At 55.5% G+C, this 26463-nt stretch carries 23 protein-coding genes and 1 riboswitch; of the genes, 8 read left to right on the forward strand and 15 right to left on the reverse strand.

What is annotated here, in order from left to right; genetic code table 11:
• Positions 1-125: 125 nt before the first annotated feature.
• The 5 genes from ACQE3Y_RS02360 to metG form a co-directional block, all read right to left on the reverse strand.
• Positions 126-1823: an NAD-dependent malic enzyme gene (locus ACQE3Y_RS02360; protein WP_426971980.1), complete on the reverse strand. Its 1698-nt coding sequence runs from the start codon at positions 1821-1823 to the stop codon at positions 126-128.
• A gap of 152 nt (positions 1824-1975) precedes the next feature.
• Positions 1976-2866 carry a cytidine deaminase gene (gene cdd, locus ACQE3Y_RS02365; RefSeq protein ID WP_426980770.1) on the reverse strand — a complete coding sequence of 297 codons (891 nt, stop codon included), beginning with the start codon at positions 2864-2866 and terminating at the stop codon, positions 1976-1978.
• A 128-nt stretch (positions 2867-2994) separates the two neighbouring features.
• Positions 2995-3687 carry a CidB/LrgB family autolysis modulator gene (locus ACQE3Y_RS02370; RefSeq protein WP_426971983.1) on the reverse strand — a complete coding sequence of 231 codons (693 nt, stop codon included), beginning with the start codon at positions 3685-3687 and terminating at the stop codon, positions 2995-2997.
• Positions 3680-4072, reverse strand: coding sequence for a CidA/LrgA family protein (locus ACQE3Y_RS02375; protein WP_085071125.1), 393 nt, complete (start codon positions 4070-4072; stop codon positions 3680-3682). The genes ACQE3Y_RS02370 and ACQE3Y_RS02375 overlap by 8 nt, the downstream gene beginning before the upstream one ends.
• Positions 4073-4279: 207 nt before the next feature.
• Positions 4280-6310 (reverse strand): methionine--tRNA ligase, encoded by a 2031-nt coding sequence (gene metG / locus ACQE3Y_RS02380; protein ID WP_426971985.1) that lies wholly within the window; start codon positions 6308-6310, stop codon positions 4280-4282.
• 213 nt (positions 6311-6523) lie between these two features.
• On the opposite strand from metG, the gene apbC reads away from it, so the two are divergent.
• A complete protein-coding gene (gene apbC / locus ACQE3Y_RS02385) occupies positions 6524-7636 on the forward strand; it encodes an iron-sulfur cluster carrier protein ApbC (protein WP_426971987.1) in 1113 nt (370 codons plus the stop codon).
• Between the two features lie 3 nt (positions 7637-7639).
• Here apbC and fucO read toward each other — a convergent pair whose 3' ends face one another.
• The 5 genes from fucO to ACQE3Y_RS02410 form a co-directional block, all read right to left on the reverse strand.
• Positions 7640-8788: a lactaldehyde reductase gene (gene fucO / locus ACQE3Y_RS02390; RefSeq protein WP_426980771.1), complete on the reverse strand. Its 1149-nt coding sequence runs from the start codon at positions 8786-8788 to the stop codon at positions 7640-7642.
• A gap of 233 nt (positions 8789-9021) precedes the next feature.
• Positions 9022-9477, reverse strand: a complete 456-nt coding sequence (locus ACQE3Y_RS02395) for an N-acetyltransferase family protein (RefSeq protein ID WP_426971991.1) — start codon at positions 9475-9477, stop codon at positions 9022-9024.
• A gap of 141 nt (positions 9478-9618) precedes the next feature.
• Positions 9619-12096 carry a trimethylamine-N-oxide reductase TorA gene (gene torA / locus ACQE3Y_RS02400; RefSeq protein ID WP_426980772.1) on the reverse strand — a complete coding sequence of 826 codons (2478 nt, stop codon included), beginning with the start codon at positions 12094-12096 and terminating at the stop codon, positions 9619-9621.
• On the reverse strand, positions 12093-13259 hold the full coding sequence (locus ACQE3Y_RS02405; protein ID WP_426980773.1) for a NapC/NirT family cytochrome c: 1167 nt from the start codon (positions 13257-13259) through the stop codon (positions 12093-12095). The genes torA and ACQE3Y_RS02405 overlap by 4 nt, the downstream gene beginning before the upstream one ends.
• Positions 13260-13580: 321 nt before the next feature.
• Complete coding sequence (locus tag ACQE3Y_RS02410; RefSeq protein WP_426971995.1) at positions 13581-14999, reverse strand: sugar porter family MFS transporter; 1419 nt, start codon at positions 14997-14999, stop codon at positions 13581-13583.
• A 299-nt stretch (positions 15000-15298) separates the two neighbouring features.
• On the opposite strand from ACQE3Y_RS02410, the gene eco reads away from it, so the two are divergent.
• From eco to ACQE3Y_RS02430, 4 genes are all read left to right on the forward strand, one after another.
• The gene (gene eco, locus ACQE3Y_RS02415) at positions 15299-15799 is read left to right on the forward strand and encodes a serine protease inhibitor ecotin (protein ID WP_426980774.1); all 501 of its coding nucleotides are present in this window, start codon (positions 15299-15301) and stop codon (positions 15797-15799) included.
• Between the two features lie 50 nt (positions 15800-15849).
• Positions 15850-16086: a putative hemolysin gene (locus ACQE3Y_RS02420; protein ID WP_426971997.1), complete on the forward strand. Its 237-nt coding sequence runs from the start codon at positions 15850-15852 to the stop codon at positions 16084-16086.
• 196 nt (positions 16087-16282) lie between these two features.
• Complete coding sequence (gene mltB / locus ACQE3Y_RS02425) at positions 16283-17362, forward strand: lytic murein transglycosylase B (protein ID WP_426971998.1); 1080 nt, start codon at positions 16283-16285, stop codon at positions 17360-17362.
• A 179-nt stretch (positions 17363-17541) separates the two neighbouring features.
• Positions 17542-17964, forward strand: a complete 423-nt coding sequence (locus ACQE3Y_RS02430; RefSeq protein WP_426980775.1) for a GFA family protein — start codon at positions 17542-17544, stop codon at positions 17962-17964.
• A 92-nt stretch (positions 17965-18056) separates the two neighbouring features.
• Here ACQE3Y_RS02430 and ACQE3Y_RS02435 read toward each other — a convergent pair whose 3' ends face one another.
• Entirely contained in the window at positions 18057-18566 is a 510-nt protein-coding gene (locus tag ACQE3Y_RS02435; protein WP_426980776.1) for a GNAT family N-acetyltransferase, read from the reverse strand.
• 266 nt (positions 18567-18832) lie between these two features.
• Positions 18833-18929, forward strand: a riboswitch (TPP riboswitch).
• A gap of 32 nt (positions 18930-18961) precedes the next feature.
• On the opposite strand from ACQE3Y_RS02435, the gene thiM reads away from it, so the two are divergent.
• The 3 genes from thiM (at position 18962) to fbaB (ending at position 21755) form a co-directional block, all read left to right on the forward strand.
• Entirely contained in the window at positions 18962-19753 is a 792-nt protein-coding gene (gene thiM, locus ACQE3Y_RS02440; protein ID WP_426980778.1) for a hydroxyethylthiazole kinase, read from the forward strand.
• Complete coding sequence (gene thiD / locus ACQE3Y_RS02445; protein ID WP_426980779.1) at positions 19750-20550, forward strand: bifunctional hydroxymethylpyrimidine kinase/phosphomethylpyrimidine kinase; 801 nt, start codon at positions 19750-19752, stop codon at positions 20548-20550. The genes thiM and thiD overlap by 4 nt, the downstream gene beginning before the upstream one ends.
• 152 nt (positions 20551-20702) lie before the next feature.
• The gene (gene fbaB, locus ACQE3Y_RS02450; protein ID WP_250650342.1) at positions 20703-21755 is read left to right on the forward strand and encodes a class I fructose-bisphosphate aldolase; all 1053 of its coding nucleotides are present in this window, start codon (positions 20703-20705) and stop codon (positions 21753-21755) included.
• Between the two features lie 37 nt (positions 21756-21792).
• Here fbaB and ACQE3Y_RS02455 read toward each other — a convergent pair whose 3' ends face one another.
• From ACQE3Y_RS02455 to ACQE3Y_RS02470, 4 genes are all read right to left on the reverse strand, one after another.
• On the reverse strand, positions 21793-22479 hold the full coding sequence (locus ACQE3Y_RS02455) for a GntR family transcriptional regulator (RefSeq protein ID WP_085071150.1): 687 nt from the start codon (positions 22477-22479) through the stop codon (positions 21793-21795).
• Between the two features lie 88 nt (positions 22480-22567).
• Complete coding sequence (locus ACQE3Y_RS02460) at positions 22568-24040, reverse strand: mannitol dehydrogenase family protein (protein WP_426980780.1); 1473 nt, start codon at positions 24038-24040, stop codon at positions 22568-22570.
• A gap of 53 nt (positions 24041-24093) precedes the next feature.
• Entirely contained in the window at positions 24094-25377 is a 1284-nt protein-coding gene (locus ACQE3Y_RS02465) for an MFS transporter (protein ID WP_426972005.1), read from the reverse strand.
• 69 nt (positions 25378-25446) lie between these two features.
• Complete coding sequence (locus ACQE3Y_RS02470; RefSeq protein WP_426980931.1) at positions 25447-26457, reverse strand: Zn-dependent oxidoreductase; 1011 nt, start codon at positions 26455-26457, stop codon at positions 25447-25449.
• Positions 26458-26463: the final 6 nt, after the last annotated feature.

Here is a 26463-nt window from a genome sequence, read left to right on the forward strand (position 1 = left end):
GCTCAGGATGGGGCGGAAAGAATGTCTCAAGGCTACTTGAGGCGTTAACGTGAAGCAAGCGCGCGCCGGTCGGGCGCGGCTTTTTTAAACAATCTCCGCCGTTGCTCGGGTGGAGAGGGTGTCGCTTAAATCGAGGTGCGACGATAGTTACGATACTGCGGCATCCAGAAATTATTGGCAATCGCCCGGGAGAGCACATCTTCCGAGGTGACAACCGCCACGCCCGCCAGCTGCGCCGCCTTGCCTACCGCCATCGCGATCACTTTGGATACGCCCTGAATATCTTTGATTTCCGGCAGCACCGGCCCTTCGCCTTCATTTACCAGCGGCGAGCAGTCTGCCAGCGCGCGGCTGGCCGCCATCAGCATGCTGTCGGTTACGCGCGTTGCGCCAGAGGCGATCACGCCCAAACCTATGCCCGGGAAAATATAGGAGTTGTTGCACTGGGCAATAGGATAGGTTTTGCCCTGCCAGGTTACCGGCGCAAATGGGCTGCCGGTCGCAACCAGCGCCGCGCCATCGGTCCAGCTGAGCAGGTCGGCTGGCGTGGCTTCTACCCGGGAGGTTGGGTTAGAAAGGGGCATCACGATCGGACGCGCGCAATGTTTATGCATCTCGCGGATAATTTCTTCGCTGAACAGACCCGGCTGGCCCGATACGCCAATCAAAATATCTGGTTTGGCATTGCGCACTACATCCATCAGCGAGATGGCGTCGCTGGGCAGATTCCAGTCGCTAAGGTTTTCGCTTTTCTGTACCAGCTTGCTCTGGAAGCTGAGCAGGTTAGGCAACTTATCGGTCAGCAGGCCAAAGCGGTCCACCATAAAGACTTTGGCGCGCGCTTCTTCATCGCTCAAACCTTCCGATTTCATCTGGGCGATAATCTGTTCGGCGATGCCGCAACCTGCGGAACCTGCGCCGAGGAATACCACGTTTTGATCGCGCAGGCGATTGCCCGCAGCACGGCTGGCGGCGATCAGTGTGCCAAGCGTTACTGCGGCGGTGCCCTGAATATCATCGTTGAAACAGCAAAGCTGATCGCGATAGCGCTCCAGCAACGGCATTGCGTTCTTCTGGGCGAAATCTTCAAACTGCAGCAGCACGTTCGGCCAGCGGCTGCGCACCGCCTGAATAAATTCATCGACAAAGCGGTCATACTCTTCGCCGGTAATACGCGGATGACGCCAGCCCATATAGAGCGGATCGTTCAGCAACTGCTGATTATTGGTGCCGACATCCAGCACCACCGGCAGGGTGTAAGCCGGGCTGATGCCGCCGCAGGCGGTATAGAGCGACAGTTTACCGATCGGAATGCCCATGCCACCGATACCCTGATCGCCAAGACCCAGAATACGTTCGCCGTCGGTGACCACGATCACCTTCACATTCTGTTTGGTGGCGTTCTGCAGCATATCTTCAATGCTGGCGCGATTGGGGTAGGAGATAAACAGCCCGCGCGCGCGACGGTAGATCTCGGAGAAATGCTCGCAGGCAGCCCCTACCGTCGGGGTATAAATAATCGGCATCATCTCTTCCAGATGATTGTCGAGCAGGCGATAGAACAGCGTTTCGTTAGTGTCCTGAATGTTGCGCAGGTAGACGTGCTTATCGTTATTGTTTTTAAAATCCTGAAACTGACGCCAGGCACGCTCCGCCTGTTCCTCAATGGTTTCCACTGTTTCCGGCAGCAGGCCGTTAAGGTTAAAGTCGTTGCGCTCTTCAATGGTAAAGGCGCTGCCTTTGTTGAGTAGTGGAAATTCCAGCAGAATGGGACCAGCGTAGGGAATATAAAGCGGACGTTTACTCTCGTAATCGAGTTCCATGCAGTGTTTGCTCCGGTTACAGGCACGTTCTCTTTGGGGAAGTGGCCCGTGTTTTTATCACGATAAGGGGTGCCACGATCCTAAGAAAATTCTCGCAGAAGTACAGCTTTTGTTAACTTTCGATAACAAAAGCTGACACTTTGCGCCAGGCGTTACGCTTTTTTTAGCGTAACGGTATGAAGCGTACCGCAGCCCAGCGCCTGAAGGGTGGCGGCGGTGGCGGGCTGCTGCTGCAATTGCGCATCGGGCAGTTCCGCCAGTACGGCGCGGACGATCTGCTGGCAGCTTTCGCCATGCATATTCAGCAGGATCAGCGCCGCCTGTAGCGGAGGCAGGCTGGGGTTAAAGGCCGCATTTTCAATATATCCGCCGTGATAAATTGCGCCGCTGGCGCTTTCCAGCGCAATGCCGCTATGCGCCTGGCTGTAGGGGGCATGGCTGCGGTTGGCCGCCGCGATGGCCGCCTGAGCCAGCGCATCTCCTGTGGGCGCATAGCCGTGATCAACCTCATCCATCACCAGGGTGGAGATATGCAGATCTCGTGGGCCAAAGGAGTCCGGCAGATAGTCGCCCAGCGTCGCCACCGGGCGGCCAGGTAAACTGATACGCAGCGCCGTGCCGCTGTTCAGTTCGTTCATAAACTGGCGGCAGTGGCCGCAGGGCGTGTAGTTGACCGTGATCGTTTGCAGGCCGCTTTCGCCACGTAGCCAGGCGTGGGTTACCGCGCTCTGCTCCGCATGCACCGTCTGCTGCATAGTGGCACCGGCAAATTCCATATTGGCACCAAAATACCAGTGCCCGCTGTTGCCGCGCGCAACGGCGCCGACGTTAAAGTGCGACAGCGGCGTAACGGCGCAGGCAGCAGCCAGCGGCAGCAGCGCCAGTGCTAAAGCGTCTGCATCCATGCCGCTCCGCTGACATAAAGAATCGACCTGGTCGGGTGTTAAAAAGGCGGCAAAATCTTCAGCGTCAAGGATGGGAAGAAGGGCGGTCTGAATTTCAGCCGCTAAGTCGGCAAAGGCCGGACGAAAACGTGGATGCATTGCATGCCTCTTATAAAAGGGATATCCCAAAATTGTAAAGCACCGACAACGGGTTATATGTGATCTGTGTCGCTACGGCAATGCAATGTATGAAATGAAATTACAATTTGCGCGATCTCTCGCAACTTTTAGCCAAAAAGGACGAGCAACACAGGAAAAAGAAACGGTGCCAGCAACGAGGTAATGATGCCGCAGATTACCAGCGCCAGCGAACTGAATGCCCCTTCCTGATAGTCCATTTCGGCGCAGCGTGCCGTGCCAAGCGCATGCGACGCGTTGCCGATCGCCAGTCCGCGTGAGGCTTTGGTTTTAATTCGCATCAGGTTAAGCAGCATGTGGCCAAATACCGCGCCCAGTACGCCTGCAATCAGTACACAGATAGCACTAATCGCCGGAATGCCATGCAGTGAGGCGGAAACTGCCATCGCAATCGGCGTGGTGACCGATTTCGGCATAATGGTGGCGGCAATTTCCGGCGTTGCGCCAAGCCACAGGGCGATAGCGGTGCCGGAGACCATGGCGGTAATGCTGCCGATAAAACAGACGCCGATAATCGATTTCCAGCGGGCGCGAATTTGATGGATTTGCTCATAGAGCGGCAGGGCCAGCGCGACCACGGAAGGCTGCAACAGACTATTCAGGATCTCGCTGCCCTGGAAGTAGCGCGCGTAGGGCATATTGATCAGCAACAGCAGGGGAATGATCACCGCCATTGAGATCAGCAGCGGATTAAACAGGGAAATTTTTACCCGCGCCGCCAGCCAGCGGGCAGAAAAAAACACCGCCAGGGTCAGCGGCAGCGACCACCACATATCACTCATTTTTATTTTCCCCCACGATGGGCTTGCTGTGCAGGCGATGCGAGCTGTAGCCGACGACCATTAATACCAGCAGGGTGCTGAGCACACAGGAAACCATAATCGGGCCGAACTGAGCGGTGAGGATATCGGTGTAGTTCATCACGCCGACGCTGATCGGTACAAACAGCAGTGCCATGTAACGGATGATCAGATAACAGCCAGGCTTCACCCATTTTACCGGGACAATCTGAAATCCCAGCAGCAAAAAGAGGATCAGCATGCCGATGATACTGCCGGGGATCACGATAGGCAGCAGGGATGAAATACCGATACCGGCATAGAGACAGAGATAAATAATGATGAAGGCGCGCAGATAGCGCCAGCAGGCAGACAGCACAACTGACATGGCAGACTCCTGTGGTTAGCGCTGATAATCATACGCTGAAACCCCTTTTCGTGCTACCGGTCACGTTTATCTGTAAGAGCGATGAAGGAGTAAAGCGGCCTGCGGCATAACATCCGCAGGCCAGGCTGTCAGGGGGCGTCTTTACCATTGGCCGGAACGTCCGCCGCCGGCACCGGACCCGGTTTTAACGCTCCCCATCAAGGAGTTTTATTTTACCGGCATGCCCGGCTGAGCGCCGTCCGCGCCAAGAATAAACAGATCTTTACCACCCGGGCCTGCCGACAGCACCATGCCTTCCGATACGCCAAAGCGCATTTTACGCGGGGCCAGGTTAGCCACGATAATGGTATGACGCCCCACCAGCACCGACGGATCCGGGTAAGCGGCGCGAATACCGGAGAAGATCTGGCGCATTTCACCACCCACATCCAGCTCCAGACGCAGCAGCTTATCGGAACCTTCAACCAGCTCGGCGGTTTTAATCAACGCCACGCGCATATCCACTTTGGCAAAATCGTCGATGGTAATGGTGTCAGCGATGGGATCGTCCGCCAGCGGGCCGGAGACCGCTGGTTTTGCGGCGGCAGCGGCATCTTCTTTTGATGCTTCGATCAGCGCGTTTACCTTCGGCATTTCGATACGGCTGTAAAGGGCTTTAAACGTGGCAACCTCATGATCCAGCAGCGGCGTAGCGATCGCATCCCACTGCAGTTCAGTTTTCAGGAAGCTTTCCGCGCGCTCACTTAACGATGGCAGTACCGGCTTCAGCCAGGTCATCAGCACGCGGAACAGATTAATGCCCATGGTGCAGATCGCCTGCAGATCGGCATCGCGGCCTTCCTGCTTCGCCACCACCCACGGTGCCTGTTCATCAACATAGCGGTTAGCCACGTCCGCCAGCGCCATGATTTCACGGATCGCTCGGCCATATTCGCGGCTGAGCCAGGCATCGCCAATGCTGTCAGCGGCATCGGTAAAGGTCTTATACAGCGCCGGATCTGCCAGATGGTCTGCCAGCTTGCCGCCGAAACGTTTGGCGATAAAGCCAGCGTTGCGTGAAGCCAGGTTAACCACTTTATTGACGATATCGGCATTAACGCGCTGGACAAAATCCTCCAGGTTAAGGTCAATATCATCGATGCGTGAAGAGAGCTTGGCCGCATAGTAATAGCGCAGGCTGTCGGCATCCAGATGCTCAAGCCAGGTGCTGGCCTTGATAAAGGTGCCGCGCGATTTAGACATCTTGGCGCCGTTTACCGTCACGTAGCCATGAACAAACAGGTTGTTCGGCTTACGGAAATTGCTGCCTTCCAGCATGGCTGGCCAGAACAGGCTGTGGAAGTAAACAATATCCTTACCGATAAAGTGATACAGCTCGGTAGTGGAGTCTTTCTGCCAGTATTCGTCAAAGTTCAGATCGCCACGCTTATCGCACAGGTTCCTGAACGAGCCCATATAGCCGATCGGCGCATCCAGCCAGACATAAAAATATTTACCCGGCGCGCCCGGGATCTCAAAGCCGAAATAGGGCGCATCGCGGGAGATATCCCACTGTTGCAGACCCGATTCAAACCACTCCTGCATTTTATTTGCTACCTGCTCCTGCAACGCGCCGGAGCGAGTCCAGGCCTGCAGCATTTCGCTGAAGGAGGGCAGATCGAAGAAGAAATGCTCAGAATCACGCATCACCGGCGTCGCGCCGGAAATCACCGATTTCGGATCGATCAGCTCGGTCGGGCTATAGGTTGCGCCGCACACTTCGCAGTTATCACCATACTGGTCGGCCGATTTACATTTCGGGCAGGTGCCTTTTACAAAGCGATCCGGCAGAAACATGCCTTTTTCCGGATCGAATAACTGCGAAATAGTACGATTTTTAATAAACCCGTTCTCTTTCAGACGGGTATAAATCAGCTCCGACAGCTCGCGGTTCTCATCGCTGTGCGTGGAGTGATAGTTGTCGTAGCTGATGTTAAAGCCAGCGAAATCTTTCTGATGCGCCTGACTCATCTCAGCAATCATCTGCTCAGGCGTAATTCCCATCTGCTGTGCTTTCAGCATAATCGGGGTGCCGTGCGCGTCGTCGGCACAAATGAACCAAACCTGATTGCCGCGCATTCGCTGGTAACGGACCCAAATATCAGCCTGAATGTGCTCCAGCATATGGCCGAGATGGATAGGGCCATTAGCGTACGGCAGAGCGCACGTTACCATTATTTTTTTCGCGACTTGAGTCATAGCGGGACTTATTTCTTCTGGTTAAAAAGGGCTTTAGATGGTAACCGAAAGCCCGACCTGACGTAAACAAAGGGATTTCGCGCGCTGTCAGGCAAATACGATTTGTACGGGCTTCTGGTATGCTTAGAAACATCAACTTATGCCCGGAAAAGGCTGGTTGTCGAAACAGGCGACCAGCCCGGACATAAAACAACCCGAACACAAGGAGAAGGGATGAGTTCACACTCCCAGAGGGCCTTAGCGCCCGACACGCTGCGCGCCATGACCGCAGGCGTATTAAAAACCTTTACCCATCCGACGCTGAAGCATAACCTCACCGCGCTGAAAGCGCTGAACCATGTCGCGTTGATGGACAACAAGCTGCATATTGAAATCAAAATGCCCTTTGCCTGGGGCAGCGGTTTTGAAGCGTTACAGGAGCAAACCAGCGCCGATCTGCTGCGTATTACCGGCGCGCAGGCGATCGACTGGCGTTTAAGCCATGATGTCGCCACTCTGAAGCGGGTAAAAAACCAGCCGGGCGTTAACGGTGTGAAAAATATTATTGCCGTTAGCTCAGGTAAAGGCGGCGTAGGCAAATCCAGTACCGCAGTAAACATGGCGCTGGCGCTGGCGGCGGAAGGCGCACGCGTCGGTCTTCTGGATGCTGATATTTACGGCCCATCGGTGCCGACCATGCTGGGCACCGAAGATCAGCGTCCCTCTTCACCGGACGGCAAGCATATGGCACCGATTATGGTGCATGGCCTGGCCACCAACTCAATCGGCTATCTGGTTACCGAAGATAACGCGATGGTATGGCGCGGCCCGATGGCCAGCAAAGCGCTGATGCAGCTGCTTAATGAAACCCTGTGGCCAGATCTGGATTACCTGGTGCTGGATATGCCGCCGGGCACTGGCGATATTCAACTGACGCTGGCGCAAAACGTGCCGGTGACCGGCGCGGTAGTGGTAACGACGCCGCAGGATGTGGCATTGATCGATGCCCGCAAAGGGATTGTGATGTTTGAAAAGGTTGACGTGCCGGTGCTGGGCGTGGTGGAAAATATGAGCATGCATATTTGCAGCAACTGCGGCCATCATGAAGCGATTTTTGGCAGCGGCGGAGCAGAGATGCTGGCGGAAAAATATCATACCCGCCTGCTGGGCCAGCTGCCGCTGCATATTACGCTGCGTGAAGATCTTGATGCCGGTCAGCCCACAGTGATCCGCCGACCGGAGAGTGAATTTGCCGAGATCTATCGTCAACTGGCGGGCGCGGTGGCAGCTGAGCTTTACTGGCAGGGAGAGGTTATCCCTGGCGACATCGCTTTCCGCGCCCTGTAACCGTTACAGCGCCTGGAGATAGAGTTCCCGTACCTGCTCACGCGTGGCAGGGCGGGGATTCGCGGGCGCGCAGGGATCGGCCAGCGCTTTATCCAGCCAGCCTTCGATATCGTTTTCATTAATGCCCAGCTGGCGGAAGCCGGAAGGGATGCCAACCTGTGCTGCCAGCTGGCGCAGCGCCTGAATCGCGGCATGGCTGGCAGCCTCATCGTCCATAGCGGAAGTATCGACCCCCAGCGCAACGGCAATACGGGCGAAACGGGCCACGCTGGCGGAGCGGTTAAAGGCCGCCACTACCGGCAGTAAAATTGCGTTGCAGACGCCATGCGGAAGATTGTGAGTAGCGCCCGGCTGATGGGCCAGCGCATGCACCAGACCCAATCCGGCGCTGTTAAAAGCCATGCCTGCCAGATACTGCGCGCAGGCCATCATTTCGCGCGCCTCGCGATTGTCTCCTTCCTCAACTGCGATCGGCAGCCAGCGGCGGATAAGAGCCATCGCTTCCAGCGCTGAAGGATCGGTGAGAACATGCGCACCCAGCGAAACATAGGCTTCCAGCGCATGCGTCAGCGCATCCATACCGGTTGCAGCGGTGACATCAGGCGGAATGCCCAGCATCACCGCCGGATCGTCAACGGCAATATCAGGGATCAGGTGAGTATCGATAATAACCTGCTTAATTTGACGATCGCTGTCGGTGATCACCGCATTGCTGGTGGCTTCGGCGGCGGTACCGGCGGTGGTATTAATCGCCACCAATGGCACGCCGGGCTGACGCACTTTGCCAACGCCCGCGTAATCCACCGCGCGGCCCGGATTGGCGGTGAGAATTTTAATGGCTTTGGCGGTATCAATCGGGCTGCCGCCGCCAAAGGCGATCAGAAAATCGCACTGCTGCTCACGAAAGGCGGCAATACCGGCCTGCACCTGTTGTTCTGTGGGATTGGGCGCGACGCCGGTAAACAGCGCATAAGGAATCGCCTGTTGATCCAGGCTTTGGGTCAGGCTGCGGGTTAAACCCAGCTGCGCCAGCTGCGCGTCGGTCACAATCAGCGCCTTGCCCCAGTTTTTTTGCGTCAGCAGGCGCGCCATATCGGCAATCGCTTCATAGCCATGCAGGCTGATGCCCGGTAATGCCAGTTGAAAACTCATGTTTATCTCCATCAAGATCTGAAACCTGCCTGCGCCGGAACCCGCAGCGCAATCGGCAGCCTGAAAATGCGTCTTTCGATTGATAGAGATAAAACTAACGAAGCAAGTCGGGGGAAACCTTTCCGTTACGGTCACCGGCTCAGGCAATCTGGCACTGGCAGTAAGAAACGATGCTGAGAGTTCACGCTTTTAGGGGGTTAAATAAAATAATCAAATATTATCAATAGGTTAAATTATGCCTGCTGTTGTGCGTAGCGCAGTCGGGTCGCTTTACGATAGTGCATCAGCAGGTAGCGTCCATGTTCGCTTTCCCCCTCAGAAACGATTTGCCAGCCATGATGCAGATAAAATTGCTGGGCCGATTTATTTTCCAGCAGGCACTTTAGTGCGCCGGTAGAGGTAAAGCGCGCCTGAATTGCCTGGAGCAGCGCACTACCGACGCCGCGTCCCTGATACTGGGGATCGATAAACAGGCTATGCAGAAAATTGTCATTTTCCAGCCAGGCAGCAAAACCCAGCCGGTGCCCTTCCTCTTCGGCAACCAGCACCTTTTCGCCTAACACCACCTGGTCAAAATCTTCCAACTGCCAGCCCTCGGGATCAAGCCATGTCCAGTTTGCTTTACGCGAGGCAAGAAACAGCGTGCGCAAAAAAGGGCGGTCAGCTTCGGTAAAAGGTCGTATATGCATGCGTTCTCCTTATGCACCGTGCGAGATCAACAGATGTTAATAAAATTAGCATGATTAATGGCGGGTGGATGAAGCGGGGGGGAAGAAAGGCTTGTATCAGGTAAAACCGCCCCGGCTTCGGGGCGGCAGCGCAAACACCAATCAGACCACGCCGGACGGCATGGCGTGCGCTGTGTTGGGAGGCGCATCGCCCTGATACTTTTCAATCTCCAGCAGTGCCATATGGCCACAGTTGCCCTGCGCCAGCATAGAGGTACCGATATCAACGGTGAGGCAGTTTACGTTGCCGTTGCGACACAGCGTACCGGGCTGGGCGGGCTCGGCGGGATCGTACCAGGCACCTTCGCTGATACGCACCACGCCAGGACGGATATCTTCGGTAACCAGTGCGCCGACCAGAATCTGCCCGCGCGCGTTAAAGGCGCGCACCAGATCGCCGCTGCGAATTCCGCGCCGCGCGGCATCCTGCGGATTGATAAGGATCTCCTCGCGATTGGCAACCGCGTGCTTCTTGCGCAGCGGGGTATTATCCAGCTGTGAATGGAGCCGCAGGGCCGGATGCGCTGTGTTAAGCGACAGCGGCCAGCGTTCAGCCAGCGGGCTACCGTGCCACTCCTGCGGCGGTAGCCAGCCCGGTAGTCCCGGACAATCCGCGTACTGCATCGCAGCGATGCGCTGTGAGAAAATTTCAATCTTGCCGGAAGGCGTACCCAGCGGATTAAGCAGCGGGTCGGCGCGAAAATCGGCGAAGCGTACCCACTGTTTGTTAGCTTCAGGAACAGGAAAACGGATATAGCTGTTTGACTGCCAGAACATATCAAAAGGCGGCAGCGCCACGCCAGCAGTACGCGCCTGGCCTTTCATATTATCGTACATCGATTTCAGCCACAGCATCTCGTCCCGGCCTTCGGTAAAGGCCTGCTCCACGCCGAGGCGCGCCGCGATCGCCCGAAATATATCGAAGTCATTGCGAGCCTGATGCTGTGGCGCAACGCACTGGCACATCGGGAAAACATACAGCTGGGAGTAGTCGCCGCCCATATCGAGATCGTTGCGTTCATAGCTGGTGGTGCAGGGCAACACAATATCAGCGTGCCTGGCGGTCGCGGTCCAGTAAGGCTCCTGCACCACAATGGTTTCCGGCCGCCGCCACGCCTGCAGCAGATTATTGGTATCCTGATGATGATGAAAAGGGTTGCCGCCAGCAACATAGACCATTTTTACATCCGGATACGTCACCTGACGGCCGTTAAAATCAATTGTCTTGCCGGGGTTCGCCAGACAGTCGGCGATGCGTGCCACCGGAATCGGTGCGGGGGCGTTTTTGGGCGCGTCACCTGCGCTGATGCCGGAAATAATGCCGCCGCGCGCCGTGGGGCTGCCGCCGGAAGAGTAGTGATAGCTAAAGCCGAAGCCGCCGCCGGGCAGGCCAATCTGACCCAGCATCGCAGCCAGAGTAACCAGCAGCCAGTGCGGCTGTTCGCCATGGTGCTGACGCTGAATGCCCCAGCCAGCCATGATCATGGTGCGCTTTTGCGCCATATCACGCGCCAGCTGGCGGATGGTTTCCGCTTCAACGCCGCAGATTGTGCTGGCCCATTGCGCATTTTTCACCACCCCGTCATCTTCACCCAGCAGACTGGCGCGGAAGCGATCGAATCCCACGGTGTAACGTTTCAGGAAGGCCTCATCATGCAGCTGTTCGCTGAGCAAAGTATGGGCAATGCCCAGCATCATTGCGCTATCGGTATAGGCATGCGGCGCGATCCACTCGGCATTCAGCGTTTTTGCCCCTGGCTGGCGAATCGGATCGATGGCGATCGTCCTGACGCCTTTTTTCGCCAGTTGGGCAAAGCCCTCCAGACCCATATGATCCGGCACGTTCCAGCTGTTTTTCAGCGTGGTTTGAGGATTACAGCCCCACAAAATCACCAGCTCGCTATGCTCCAGCACGTTGGGCCAGCTGGTTTGCTGCTCGTAAACCTCCATAGAGCCGACCACGTGCGACATAATTACCTGGGCTGCGCCGGTGGAGTAGTCGCCGCTGTAGCTGAGAAAGCCGCCGCACAGGTTCATTAAACGCTGTAGCAGGGCGCGGCAGTTGTGCAGCATACCGGTGCTTTTCCAGCCGTAAGAGCCAGCGTAAATAGCGGAAGGGCCGTAATCCTGCTGCAGTCGCTTAATTTCCGTGCTCACCAGCGCGATCGCTTTTTCCCAGCTGACTGCAACCCACTTATCGCGCCCGCGTCGTTCAGGATGGCTGCCAGGTCCGTTTTCCAGCCAGCTTTTACGTACCATGGGTGTTTTGATGCGGTTAGGCGCATAAACCTGCCAGGGCGCCATCGCTATTAGCTCATTTGGCGCCGGATCGTCCGAAACCGGCTGTACGCCAATCATCCGATCATTTTCGATAATCGCTTCGAAAGCGCCCCAGTGCGCGGCGGTAAGGATGCCTTTTTGCGCCGGACGCAGGGCGGTAAACTGTGGCAGTGCCTGACCAATCGCTTTAGCCAGTGCGGTTTTACTGTAACCGAAATGCAGTGCGCTGGTGGCCAGCAGGCCGCTGCCCGCCTGTAAAAAGCGTCGGCGTGACCAGCCGGAGGTGAGATTTTTTTTCATTTTTCACGTCCCTCTCTGTTGTTCATATCGCTGGCGTGCTTCTGCGCATACTGGGTCAGCAGGCGCAGCTGCTCCTGATCCAGCGAGGTGCGCGGTGCCATGCCTTTCATCACGCCAATCCATTGGTTCGCGTTGTAGTGATCCAACGCGGTCAGACCGTGGCAGCCGGTACAGTTGGCGGACATCAGTCCGGCGGCGTACTGCCAGATTTTCTGCTGGTCATCAATCAGGGCTTTTTGCGGCAGCCAGAAGGTAAGCGAAATCTGATTCCACTGCTGGCCGGTTTCGCTGTCGGTCTGCCTGTGCAGCACGACCACCTGCGCGGCGGCACGCTCATCCAGCACCGCGCTCATAATGCGTTTTCCCGGCGCGGCATAGATGGCACCGGGCACATCCTGCTGCTGCCAGCCGTTAAGACGCGCCTGCAGCTGTTCGCCGTTGCGCTCTACCACGGTGATTTCGCTGGAAGGGAACAGGGTGCCGTGAGTCTGGTCAGATTTGGGATCAAGACGGAACGGCTGCGTGGCGACGGCATAGAGGCGTGTCGCCTGAGCCGGGGTATGGGCGGCGGCGTTCAACAGCTGCGTGGCACCGCTGGCATTGCTGGCACGCATGTCCGGCAGAATATGGGCGACGCCGCGATGGCAGTCGATACAGGTTTGACCGTCACGGATGGCGACGGGATGCGCTTTACGCGCCTCCGGGCGCTGAGCCAGCACATCCATCGCATCAAAGCTATGACAGCTACGGCAGGTTGCTGAGTCGTTGGCTTTCATGGTTTTCCAGACCGATTCCGCCATCGTGAGTTTATGGGCGTTATATTTCTCCTCACTATCGATCTTGCCGCTGATTTCGCCGACTACATCCTTTAACGCCCCCATTTTTGTCAGCATATAATCCACCGGCTGGGGCGGAACATGGCAATCAGCGCACCCGGCTCGGATGCCCGCCGGGTTTTGAAAATGAATGCTGCCCTGATATTCCGCCAGCGGACGTTGCATGCTGTGGCATGAAACGCAAAACTCGCTGTCGCTGGTTTTATGCATTATCGTGACGCTGCCGGCTAATACCGCAACACCCACTATCGCTCCCAGCAGCAACAGCCCCATAATTCGCCAGCTTTTAAGCCACGCGAAGCGTAAAAAGCGCCTGTTCCTCGCCATGTAACCTCCTGGTTTATAATTATTTATTTAATGAACGTTGCGTCCGTTAAAAAAACACACCTGTATACCTCTATATGGGTAGTTGCAGGTTGTGCGGTATCAAAAAAGGGTGGTTTCAACGGAATCAATAGTGGAAAGCGTGACGGCGCTGGCGAATGCACAACGCTGCGCATTTTCTTAGTTACAACATACTAAAGGGAGAGATAAACATGCCAGGGGCGGCAGCGGTGATGCCATCATGCAAAAACGTTTGGGCCTGCTGTTCAGGCCCAAACGGTACAAAGGTAATTGATACAGCATTGGCACAGGATACCAAAGGTGTTACTGCCCTAAATCCCGCAGCTTTTTACCAGCCATCAGGTTCTTCTCGATATGTTCCAGCGTGACGTTTTTCGTTTCAGGGATCAGCCAGAAAGTGATCGCGATAAACACCAGATTAAAACCGGTATAGAGCCAGAACGTGCCCGCAGCGCCAATCACATCCAGCAGCGTCAGGAACGTTGCGCCAATGATCATGTTAGCCACCCAGTTAGTGGTGGTAGAGCAGGTGATACCAAAATCACGACATTTCAGCGGCTGAATCTCTGAGCAGAGGATCCAGACCACCGGTGCGGCGCTCATGGCATAACCCGCGATGCACATCATGGTCATTCCCACCGACAGCCAGGAGAGGCCGGGAGTGATATCGCCTTTGCCAGCCTGCATCAGGCAGTAGCCCAGCACCAGCGTGGCAAACGCCATCACCGAAAAGCCAATCTTCAGCACCGGTTTCCTGCCCGCTTTATCCACGGTAAACACTGCAATCAGCGTAGCCAGCATAAAGGTTAATCCAACTACTACCGTCGCCATCATCTGCTGTTGCGTATTGCTGAAGCCCGCCATTTTGAAAATTTGCGGTGCGTAATACATGATGATGTTCATGCCGGTAAATTGCTGCATCGCCTGCAGCAGCATGCCCAGAAACACCGCCCGGCGTACGTTGCTGTTGCGTTTGAACAGCGTCCAGCCGCCCTGTTTCATCTGCAGGCTTTGACGGATCTCATTCAGTTCGGCGCGGGCTTTATCGGAGGTATCGCGCAGCATACGCAACACTTCTTCCGCCTCGATATGTAAGCCTTTCGCCGCCAGCCAGCGCGGGCTGTTTGGCAGGAAAATCACCAGGCCGAATAACAGCACCGCCGGGAGCGCCAGAATACCCAGCATGGCGCGCCAGTTGCCGCTGTAGCTCAGCGCAGTATCGGAAAGAAACGCCAGCAGAATGCCGAAGGTGATCATCAACTGATACATGCTGATCATTTTTCCGCGAATATTTTCGCTGGCCATTTCAGAAAGATAGAGCGGGGCGGTGTAAGAGGCGATGCCTACCGCTACGCCCAACACCACGCGCGCCCCCAGCAGCACTTCAAGGCTATCGGCAAAAGCGGACCCCAGTGAGCCAAGGATAAATAATACTGCGCCTGCCATCAGGCTATATTTGCGCCCCAGACGTGAAGAGACCCAACCGTTACAGATGGCACCCAGCGCCGCGCCGAGCATCATGCTGCTGACCACCCACTCCTGCTGGTGGCTGGTCAGGGAAAAATGGTCGGTAATAAAAGGTAAAGCCCCGGCAATCACGCCGATGTCCAGCCCGAACAGCAGGCCAGCCAGCGCGGCGGAAACAGAGATAAACAGATTCATACGACGCACTTTGCGTCTGTGCATATCATCTATATCTAAATTACTGTTAACGTAAGACATTTACCGCTCCAGATTTATTTACTGCACCATAGGGCAACATACAAAATTCTTTGCGGCGGGCGTGATGTTAAATGGTCCATAGAGATGGATATTCTTGCTGGTGGGGGGAGTTTTGTGATGCAGATCTCGCTCCATGTCACAGATATTTTCTTTTCGTTGCATCAGCTCACAACAATTTTCCACATCGCTCACGAATAACGCAGTCTGGCTTTTTACCCTTTTTTTGATTAGGTTCAGCATTAACTACGGCTGTTTCGTGTTAGCCTGGATAAATGCATCAATAAAAGGCAGAAATGAAGATGAAAATGAAAGCAATATTGCTTAGTGCGCTCTGTATCACGGTATCAGCGTGCGCGCAGCAGCCGAAGAAAGCGGAGGGGCATCCTCAGTTGGAAAGCGTCGCGCCTTATCCGGCTGCGGAAAAAGGCCAGGTCCGGCAGGTCATCTGGCTGCCGCAGCAGCAAAACGAAGAGTTGTATAAAGTAGAACTGCTGATCGGTAAAACGCTGGAAGTAGACTGTAACCAACATCTGATGGGCGCGCAGATAGAGCAGCAGACGCTGAACGGTTGGAGTTACAACTATTATGTGGTTAAAAACCTGACCCCTCCGGCCTCTACGCGGATGGCCTGTATCAATAGCAGCAAACATCAGGCATTTGTTACCGCCAATATCGGCGCCCACAGCCTGCAACGCTATAACAGCAAGCTACCGATTGTGGTTTATACGCCAGCCGACGTTCAGGTGAAATATCGCCTGTGGCAGGCGGATAGCGCCGTCAGCGACGCGGTTACGCAATAATCAGGTTTGGCGGTGAGCGATCGGCACGCCGCCCTGACAATGGGGTGAATATGAAAAAAAGTATCATGCTGCTGACTGCACTGGCGGTAACAGGGTGCAGCCACCAATCAGTGCCGCAGAAGGGGCAACCGCTGATTGGCATGCCAAATCCCGCCTCGGCTTACTGCATTAAGCAGGGGGGCACGCTGGAAAGGGTGCAAACCGCAGAAGGCGAGAAGAGCTATTGTCGTTTACCGGGCGGCGAGCGCATTGAAGAATGGACGCTGTTTCGGCGCGACCATCCGTAACAACAGCGGCAAGGAGGTCTGTGCTGACCCCCTTGCCGCGCTGTTCAAAACGCTTTGCATATTACCCCGCAACGCCGGTTATTTACACTTTCTCAACGCCATCAGAAATTTTCAGTAAATTAGGAATTTTCTTTTACGTATTACCAATCCATGATTACCATTAATTCTTTTTTATCGCTGAATATATGGATTTGTAATGCGTCATGCTCGCCTTCTTCTACCGCTGATTCTGACCCTGGCTGCCTGTAGCAGCAAACCGACGCCGACCCCGCCGCAAAGCGGCAACCCTTTTCTGGGAGAAGGTGGATTTTTACTTAAGCCCGCACACGAAATTCATCCGTTAAGCGGTGATTTTGCCGGTAATCCGGAGACCGAACGCTTTATCGATAAAATGGTGCGGGAGCATGGTTTTAATCGCCAACAGCTGCACGATGTGCTGGCGCAAACAAAACGCCTGGGCTGGGTGCTGCGCCTGATGGATCGCCAGGCGCCGACGCCCGGTTATCAGCCGCCTTCCGGGCCGAACGGCGCATGGATTCGTTACCGCAATAAATTCATTACGCCAGATAACGTACAGAACGGCGTGGTCTTCTGGAATCAGTATCAGGATGCGCTACAGCGCGCGCAGCGGGAATATGGCGTTCCGCCGGAAATCATTGTTGGCATTATTGGTGTGGAAACACGCTGGGGCCGCGTCATGGGTAAAACGCGCATTATCGATGCGCTGGCTACGCTTGCATTTGCCTATCCTCGTCGGGCGGAGTTTTTCAGCAGCGAACTGGAAACCTTTTTGCTGATGGCGCGTAAAGAACAGCAGGATCCGCTCGATCTGCGTGGTTCCTATGCGGGTGCGATGGGCTATGGACAATTTATGCCCTCTTCTGAAAAACAGTATGCGGTCGATTTTAACGGCGACGGACATATCAACCTTTGGGATCCGGTTGATGCCATTGGCAGCGTAGCAAACTATTTCAAACAGCACGGCTGGCAGCCGGGTAAAACCGTTGCGGTACCGGCCAGCGGTCAGGCGCCGGGGCTGGAGAATGGCTTTAAGACCCGCTACAGCCTGTCCAGCCTGGCGGCAGCGGGACTGCGTCCACAAGCCGCTATTAACGGTAATCCGCAGGTGAGCCTGCTGCGTTTTGATATGGGGAAATCTTATCAGTACTGGTACGGCCTGCCGAACTTCTATGTGATCACCCGCTATAACCACAGTAATCACTATGCGATGGCGGTATGGCAACTGGGTGAAGCGGTAGGCCTGGCGCGCCAGTAAGGCGGAAAGCTTAAGTATCTTGCCTGCCGGACGAATTATTTCCCGGCAGGCGAGGGACATCGCGTCTGTTTTCTTTTTCCGCTCCTGCTGGAATTCTATAGGCTATATGACCTGGCGGCGGAGCATTCTGCTGGAGCTGGGAACAGTGATAAAACAATAGCGTTTAAGGAAGGGATTTTATGGATGGTTCATGTCTGTGTGGCAGCGTAGGGTTTAGATTAGTTGTCCCGCCAAAGGCATTTTATCGCTGTCACTGTTCACTCTGTCGCAAGCAAACGGGAGTTGGCTTTAATCTGGCCACGCTGGTTAAGCTGGAAAACTTTGCCTGGATAAAGGGTGAGGGCGCGATCAAAAGCTGGACAAAACCAGGCGGTTACCGCACCGATTTTTGTTCGGCGTGTGGCTCAACGGTTCCTAATGTCTTAAGGGGAATGCCTTACGTATGGATCCCTGTGGGCTTGCTGGATGAGGATGCAAATATTCCCTGCATCGCTGATTACTGCACGGATGATGCAAAGTCCTGGGATACAACCCGTTCAACGGTGAATCACAGCGGCCCGGTAGCGTCACTGGATGCTCTTTTACGGTTGCTTGAGGTATAGGCAGGAGAGGATACGGCGTAACGCGCAGCACACCCGCGCTTTTCGCCGCTGACCGCCATTTATTGTTGAGTGCCCTGAAAACCAACCCGATATCAATAGAAGAGTTGCATCGCAACACGGCGTTGCGGGTTTAATCCTGATGCGACTTCCGCTGTGAGTAATTCTCTCAGACGGGGCTGAATGACCCTACCTTCAGCGATTTGAAACCCAAGCGAGGCGTAAAAAGGAGCATTAAATGGCGCATAGCGATCGGTTGTCAGCGAGGCACCCGTTAAGCCACGCCGCTTCCCTTCTGAAAGCAGCGCATTCATTAATTGTCGGCCAATCCCCTGACGCTGCCAGATTGGATGGACATCAGCTTCGGCGATATGCAGCCAGTTATCAACAATAAAGGCACCGGCGAACCCGACCGGAGTTTCTCCCGGAATAAAGGCAGCGAGCAGCAACCCTTCATGCAATAGCCTGCTGAATTCTTCCATACTGCCTGCGGCAGGCGATCCGGCAACGGCACCTGCGTTGCGTAACGTTTCAAACGATGCTAATTCAATAGCTTGTAGCGCGGCTAAGTGCTCAGCTCGCGTAGATCCGATCAATATATTCATGACATGAGGGCAGCCTGGCATCCTGTGATATCACTATCTGGCACAGCCGGATAGCCCGTTGCAGTTTGTGGTTTCGTTACAGATCCCGGTGAATAAAATAGTGTCAGGCCCATGGTTGTTCTCGCATTAGTTAGTGATTTTTCACAGACTGCGGCAAGTATCATTTATGCCTCTTCCTGTACTGATTTTAAAACTTGTTTCTCCTTGTTCCCACTGGCATTATCCTTAACAGGTCTGAACAAGACGCTAATCACAACCTATTGATTTTAAATGACTCGGGGTGCCCTTCTTTGTGAAGGCTGAGAAATACCCGTATTACCTGATCTGGATAATGCCAGCGTAGGGAAGTCAGATGCCTGGCCGGCATTGCTTCCTGAACGTCGGCCAGGAGCATTATGAAACAGCCTGATCTGCCTGATAACGCGCTTGTTGCGCACACACTCTCCCTGTTCCGCCAGCGCGCGCCGCTGATCCACTGCATGACTAACGATGTGGTGCAATCCTTTACTGCTAACGTCTTGCTGGCGCTGCACGCCTCGCCCGCGATGGTTATCGATGCCGAAGAAGCCGCGCAGTTTAGCGCTATCGCCGATGCGTTGCTGATTAATGTCGGGACGCTGACCCAGCCGCGTGCCGCAGCCATGCTGGCGGCAGTCAACGCCGCTAACGCAGCCGACACGCCCTGGACGCTCGATCCGGTAGCGGTAGGGGCGCTGCGCTTGCGTAGCGAATTCTGCCAGCAACTGCTGACGCTGCGGCCCGCAGCGATTCGTGGCAACGCCTCTGAAATTCTCGCGCTGGCGCTACAGCAGGGCGGCGGACGCGGCGTGGATACGCAGCACTCGACGGAATCAGCGCTTTCTGCTGCCCAGCAGCTGGCCCGGCGCTATGCCACCATCGTTGCCATTACCGGCGAGGTGGATTACGTCACCGATGGCGAGCGCACGCTGAGCATTCCAGGCGGCTCGCCGCTGATGACGCGCGTGGTTGGCACCGGCTGCGCGCTTTCGGCGGTGGTGGCTGGCTTTGCGGCGCTGCCGGGCGATCGGCTGCTGCATGTTGCCAGCGCCTGCCGGATTATCTCCTGCGTCGGCGCTCAGGCGGCAGCTTCAACAAGCGGGCCGGGCAGTTTTATCCCGGCCTTTCTTGACGGACTCTGGAACCTGAATGAGGAGGCGCTGGCATGATCCGCATCAACGCATTAACCATTGCCGGTACCGATCCCAGCGGCGGCGCAGGTATCCAGGCCGATCTGAAAACCTTTTCTGCGTTGGGCGCTTATGGCACCAGCGTAATCACGGCGCTGGTAGCGCAAAATACCTGCGGCGTGCAGTCGGTTTACCGTATCGAACCTGACTTTGTCGCCGCACAGCTGGATTCAGTATTAAGCGATGTGCATATTGATAGCGCCAAAATCGGCATGCTGGCGGAGAGTGATATTGTCGAAGCGGTAGCAGAAAGGCTTCGCCACGCCGCAATTCCCTGGGTAGTGCTGGATACGGTGATGCTGGCGAAAAGCGGCGATGCGCTGTTGTCGCCGCAGGCGGTCGAGACATTGCGCCAGCAGTTGTTGCCGCAGGTGTCGTTGATTACGCCTAACCTGCCAGAGGCGGCGGCGCTGCTGGAAACGCATCACGCGCGTAATGAGGCGGAAATGAAGCAGCAGGGCAGAGCGCTGCTGGCGCTGGGCTGCGAGGCGGTGCTGATCAAGGGCGGCCACCTCAGCGATGCCGAAAGCCCGGACTGGCTGTTTACCCGTGAAGGCGAGCAACGTTTTACTGCGCCGCGCATCGCCACGCGTAATACGCACGGTACCGGCTGTACGCTCTCTTCGGCGCTGGCTGCCCTACGCCCGCGTCATAATGACTGGGCCACTACGATTGCAGCGGCTAAAAGCTGGCTACAGGGCGCGCTGGAACAGGCTGATACGCTACAGGTAGGAAAGGGCATCGGGCCTGTGCACCATTTTTATCGCTGGTGGTAGGCGTAACGTAAAATTTACCCACGAATATTTCTGAAAAATGGAGTCAGCAGTTTGCGTTAGTGAGGGAAACGAGGTCAGTCTGTGCCGGGTCGTCGGGCGGTGGGAACCCTGCCCGACCAGTCAAGCCTCGCCTCAACCTTACAGGAGCAAACATGACGGACATCGTACAGTTATTGGGCAAAGAAGCAGACAGCCTTTTGCAACATCGCTGCATGACCATTCCAGCGGAAAGCCTTTACCTTCCGGGCGCGGATTATATCGATCGGGTAATGATTGATAACAATCGTCCTCCTGCGGTGCTGCGCAATATGCAGACGCTGTACAATTCCGGGCGGTTGGCGGGCACCGGCTATCTCTCTATTCTGCCGGTCGATCAGGGCGTGGAGCACTCCGCCGGTGCCTCTTTTGCCGCCAATCCGCGCTATTTCGATCCGAAAAACATTGTTGAGCTGGCTATTGAGGCGGGCTGTAACTGCGTGGCCTCAACCTATGGCGTGCTGGCATCGGTATCGCGCCGCTATGCGCATAAAATCCCGTTTATGGTAAAGCTGAACCATAACGAAACCCTGAGCTATCCGGCACAGTATGATCAAACCCTCTACGCCAGCGTTGAGCAGGCGTTTAATCTGGGCGCGGTAGCGGTGGGCGCCACTATTTATTTTGGCTCTGAACAGTCTCGCCGTCAGATTGAAGAGGTTTCCGCCGCCTTTGAGCGTGCACATGAGCTGGGAATGGTAACCGTGCTTTGGGCCTATCTGCGCAATAACGCCTTTAAAAAAGAGGGCGTGGATTATCACGTTAGCGCCGACCTTTCCGGTCAGGCCAACCATCTCGCCGCCACCATTGGTGCAGATATCGTAAAACAGAAAATGGCGGAGAATAACGGCGGCTACAATATGGTGAAATTTGGTCACACCGATGAACGCGTTTACAGCAAACTCACCAGTGAAAACCCGATTGATCTGGTGCGCTATCAGCTGGCTAACTGCTATATGGGCCGTGCCGGGTTGATTAACTCAGGCGGCGCATCGGCGGGCGAGACCGATATCGCTGAATCGGTTCGTACAGCGGTGATCAATAAACGCGCAGGCGGCATGGGCCTGATTCTGGGCCGCAAGGCGTTTAAGAAATCGATGAAGGATGGCGTGGCGTTAATCAATGCCGTGCAGGATGTCTATTTAGCTAACGACATTACTGTCGCCTGATTGCTGGCCGGGCGGCCTGGAGCCGCCCGGCCAGCCGTTAAACCTGCTCAAACCATTCGCTGTTCTGCTCGGCGATAGGCGTAATAGAGAAAATCATCTCCTGCAGATGTCGACGCATTGCCTGTTCAGCGCCGTCGGCATCTTTATTGCGCAACGTGCTGAGGATCTCCTCATGCTGTTCAATCAGACTCTCCGGCGGCGAAACTTTGCTGAGCGTTAGAAAGCGCACGCGGTCCATGGTGGCTTTGATATTTTCTACCGTCTCCCACGCCAGCTCACAGTGAATACTTTGTGCAATCAGCAGATGAAATTCATCGTCCAGCATTAAAAAAGCCTGTACGTCATGGCGCTGCGCCGCCATTTTTTGCAGCTGAAGGTTATGTTCCAATGCCATTAACGCTGCGGGCGCCGCTTCCATTGCTGCCCGACGCACCACGGCAATCTCTACCGCTTCGCGAATAAAGCGGCCATCTGCCACGCGCTGAGCGGAAATTTTACGGACAAAGGTGCCGCGCTGCGGCAGGATTTGTACCAGTCCAGCCTCCGCCAGTTTGATAAAGGCTTCCCGCACCGGCTGACGTGACACGTTAAAACGTGAAGAGACCTCTTTTTCTGACAGCAGTGAACCAGGGTGAATGACGCAGGTGACAATATCCTGACGCAAAAAGCGATAAATCTGCTGGTTAACCGGCTCGTTAGCGGTAATGGTGTAGGCTATTGACATACGACAACTTTCCTGGACAGCTGGACGCGAAAGCCTTCAGTCTAAACAGCCCGTTAGCTCCGCGCCAGCCCTTTTGTCAAAGGAACAATTAATAGCTTGCGATAAGCTGCTTAACCGTTTCTTTCGCCCCGGATTTCAGTAGTTGCTGATAAAAATCCAGCACCCGCGTGGTGAACTGCTCATTAGCCGGCAAGTCGTCGCCAAATACTTTCTGTAGCGAGAGCAGGGCAGCAATACGCGCTTCGCCTTCAGCACTTTCACTGACGCGCTGTGCCAGCGTCTCTTTTAACGGATCGTTAATTTCAATCGCATTGCCCTGTTCATCAACGCCGCCGACATAGCGGATCCAGCCCGCCACGCCCAGCGCCAGCAGATCGAAACGGCTGTTATGCGCCAGATGCCAGCGGATGCTGTCAAGCCAGCGCTGCGGCAGCTTTTGCGTACCGTCAGAGGCGATTTGCCAGGTGCGATGCTTGATGGCGCGGTTTTGATAGCGCGCAATCAGCGAATCGGCGTAGGCGACCAGGTCCACATTTTGGGTACGCAGGGTTGGGGCCTGTTCCGCCAGCATCAGCGTGCGGGCGGCACGCAGGAAATTTTCATCTTCCATACAGTCGCTGATGTGTTGATAGCCTGCCAGGTAGCCGAGATAAGCCAGAAAGGAGTGGCTGCCGTTAAGCATACGCAGCTTCATCTCCTCGAACGGCAGCACATCCTCTACCAGTTCTGCGCCAGCCTTTTCCCAGGCAGGGCGACCATTAACGAAATTATCTTCAATCACCCACTGGAAAAAGGGTTCGCACTGCACGGCAACCGGATCGTAGCAGCCCAGCTTTTCGCCCAGCGTATCCAGCGCTTCCTGGGTCATTGCCGGAACAATGCGATCCACCATGGTAGAGGGAAAGGTCAGATGATGACGAATATAGTCTGCCAGTCCGGCATCCTGTTTCTCTGCCAGCTGTAACACCACATTGCGCGTGACATGACCGTTTTCCGGCATATTATCGCAGGACATCACGCTGAAAGGCGGCAGATCGCGTTCGCGGCGGCGCTTCACGGCAGCCAGAATCACGCCGGGCAGCGACTGGGGCGCATCAGGGTGGGCGATATCGTGCTGGATAACGGGATGCTCAAGGTTAAGCTGGCCGGTGGCGGGATGGTGGCAGTAGCCTTTTTCGGTCACGGTCATTGAGACGATAGCGATATCTGGCTGACACATCGCCTCAATCACCGCGTCGATTCCATCGGTACGCGCATTTACGGCAGCGGTAATCACTCCTACCGCACGTGATGTTTTACCGCTGTCCGCCATCTCCGTCACGGTGTACAGATGATCCTGCTGACGCAGCGATTCCACCAGCGTGCCGGTGCTGTGGAGATTGATCTCGCACTCGATATAACCCCAGTCGCTCTGCTGCTCCCGCGCCAGCCGGTCAGCGCATACTGCCTGATGGGCGCGATGAAAAGCGCCAAAACCGATATGCAGAATGCGTGCGCGCAGCCGGGAACGATCGTAATCGGGAACCAAAACATCGTCTGCCAGTGTCTCAACGGATAGCATGAGAAAATCCTTCTTACTTAACGTAAAAGGCGCGCCATGCGCGCCGGAAGTGGTTATACAGAAACAGGTTTGTTGGTGGCTTTCGGGCTTTTGATTACAAACAGCACCAGCATCGCGCCTAACGCGGCAATCACGCCCGCCAGCACAAAGGCGCTGTCAAATTTGCCGGTATGCTGCACAATAAAACCGGTAACGATCGGGCCGATAATCCCGGACAGGCTGCCAATCAGATGGATAAAGCCGCTAATGCCGCCGACACGGCTTTTATGCACCACATCCTGAATAATCGCCCAGTAGATCGCGCCGGTGATATACAGGAAGAAGATAGAGACCGACATCAGCAATACCGCAGAAGTTACCCCTTCTACCGTACCGGCCAGCGCCACACAAAGGGCAGCGGCGAGTAACGAGACCACCAGCACAATTTTTCGCGACAGCAGCAGACGACCGGTGATGTTGAAAATCTTATCGGAGATCCAGCCGCCCAGCGCCAGACCGACAAAACCCACAATCCAGGGGATAACGGTGGTCATGCTCATCGATTTGATGTCCAGGTTGTGCGCCTGCACCAGATAAGCCGGGAACCAGCTCAGGAAGAAGAACAAAATGTAGTTGTAGCAAAAGAAGGCGAAGGCGGTAACCAGGATAATCGGCTGACGCAGATAGTAGCCCAGTCCGTGCGCTGCCTGATCCAGCTCCGGCTCGTCGCCCGGCTGTGCCTCTTTGAGTTTATCGATTAATGCGTGTTCCTCCGCGGAAACACGTTTACTGCGCGCCGGATTATCCGCAGCAATGAAAAACCACACCACCATCCAGACGATGCCAATCGAACAGATAATGATAAACGCCGGTCGCCAGCCGAACGCCAGCGCCAGATAGCCGATAATCGGTCCGGCTACTGCGCCGCCCAGCGGCGAACCGGCGCTCAGAAAGCCCATCGCGGTGGCCGCCTGTTTTTTCGGGAACCAGCCGTTAATTGCCTTGTTGGCGGAGGCGCAGATCGGGCCTTCTGCCATACCGAACAGCACGCGAAGGATCAGCATCGACCAAAAGCCGGTCGCAATGGCGGTCAGGCCACAGAACAGCGACCACATGCCAACAGCGATGCCCAGCACCAGCGTCGGGCCATATTTATCGGTGGCGAGGCCGCCAATAAAGTTAAACAGGGCATAACCGAAAAAGAAGCTGCCGAAAATCATGCCGAACTGCTCGGCGTTCAGCATCAAATCTTTTTCAATCATCGGTACGGTGAGGGAAAGCGCTACGCGATCGAGGTAATTGATCATGTAGACCAGAAACAGCAGAAGTACTATGGTCCAACGTAAATTCTTGAACATGGTATCTCCGTAATCGTTTGATAATTATAATAATTTACGGGAGGGCGACAGCGTCGCCCAACCCCTGGATTATTCAACAGATAAAATAACTTTGCAGCAGGTACGCGGATCTTTTTCAAACAGGGTCATGGCTTGCTCAACCTCGGCAAGCGGGAAATAGTGCGTGACCAGCTTCTCTGGCTGGATAGCGCCGCGCTCAATCCATTCAATGACCTGCGGGAAACGATGGCTGTTTAAGCGCGAGGTAAACAGCGACAATTCTTTACTGGTCAGGCTTTGCTGCGTTAGCGTGCAGGGTTCGGCAGAGAAACCAAGCAGGCCGATACGTGCCGCCGGTGAGGCCAGCGCCGCCGCTTCCGCCAGAATCGATGGATGGCAGGCGGCGTCAATAATCAGCGTCGGCTGTACGCCTTCCAGCTGGGCCGCCAGCGGCACCTCGCTGTTATTAAAGACCACATCCGCGCCGCTTTGTTGCGCTAACGCCAGCCGCTCCGGCAGACGATCCACCACCAGCACCTGCCGCACGCCATACACGCCTTTTAACACCTGGATCGCCGTCAGGCCCATTGGACCTGCGCCATAGACCAGCGCAACGTCCTGCGCGGTGGGCTGCAAAAAGGCGGTGATATTGGCGGCAATGGTAAAGGGCTCAATCAGGCTGGCCAGCTTATCGGGAATGGCATCCGGCACGCGGTAAGCATTGCGGGCTGGCGCAACGGCATATTCGCTAAAGCCGCCGTCGCGATGCACGCCAATCACCTGTAGCTCACGGCAGACGTTCGGGCGGCCCACCGAGCAGGGATAGCAGTGGCCGCAGCTCACTACCGGATCGACCGCCACGCGTTCGCCGATGCGAGCGGCATCAACGCCTGCGCCGACGGCGTCGATCACGCCAAAAAATTCATGACCGATAACGCGCGGATAGCGCGCAAAAGGGTTATGGCCGTGCCAGATATGCACATCTGAACCGCAAATGCTGGCGTAGCGCACTTTTACCCGTACTTCGCCTGCGGCTGGTTCCGGTAATGCGCGCTGTTGTAGCTGCAGTTCACCGGGTTGTTGGATAACCACGCTTTTCATCATCAT

It is taken from the genome of Pantoea sp. FN0305, from assembly GCF_050113845.1.
GTDB classification, from domain to species: domain Bacteria; phylum Pseudomonadota; class Gammaproteobacteria; order Enterobacterales; family Enterobacteriaceae; genus Mixta; species Mixta alhagi.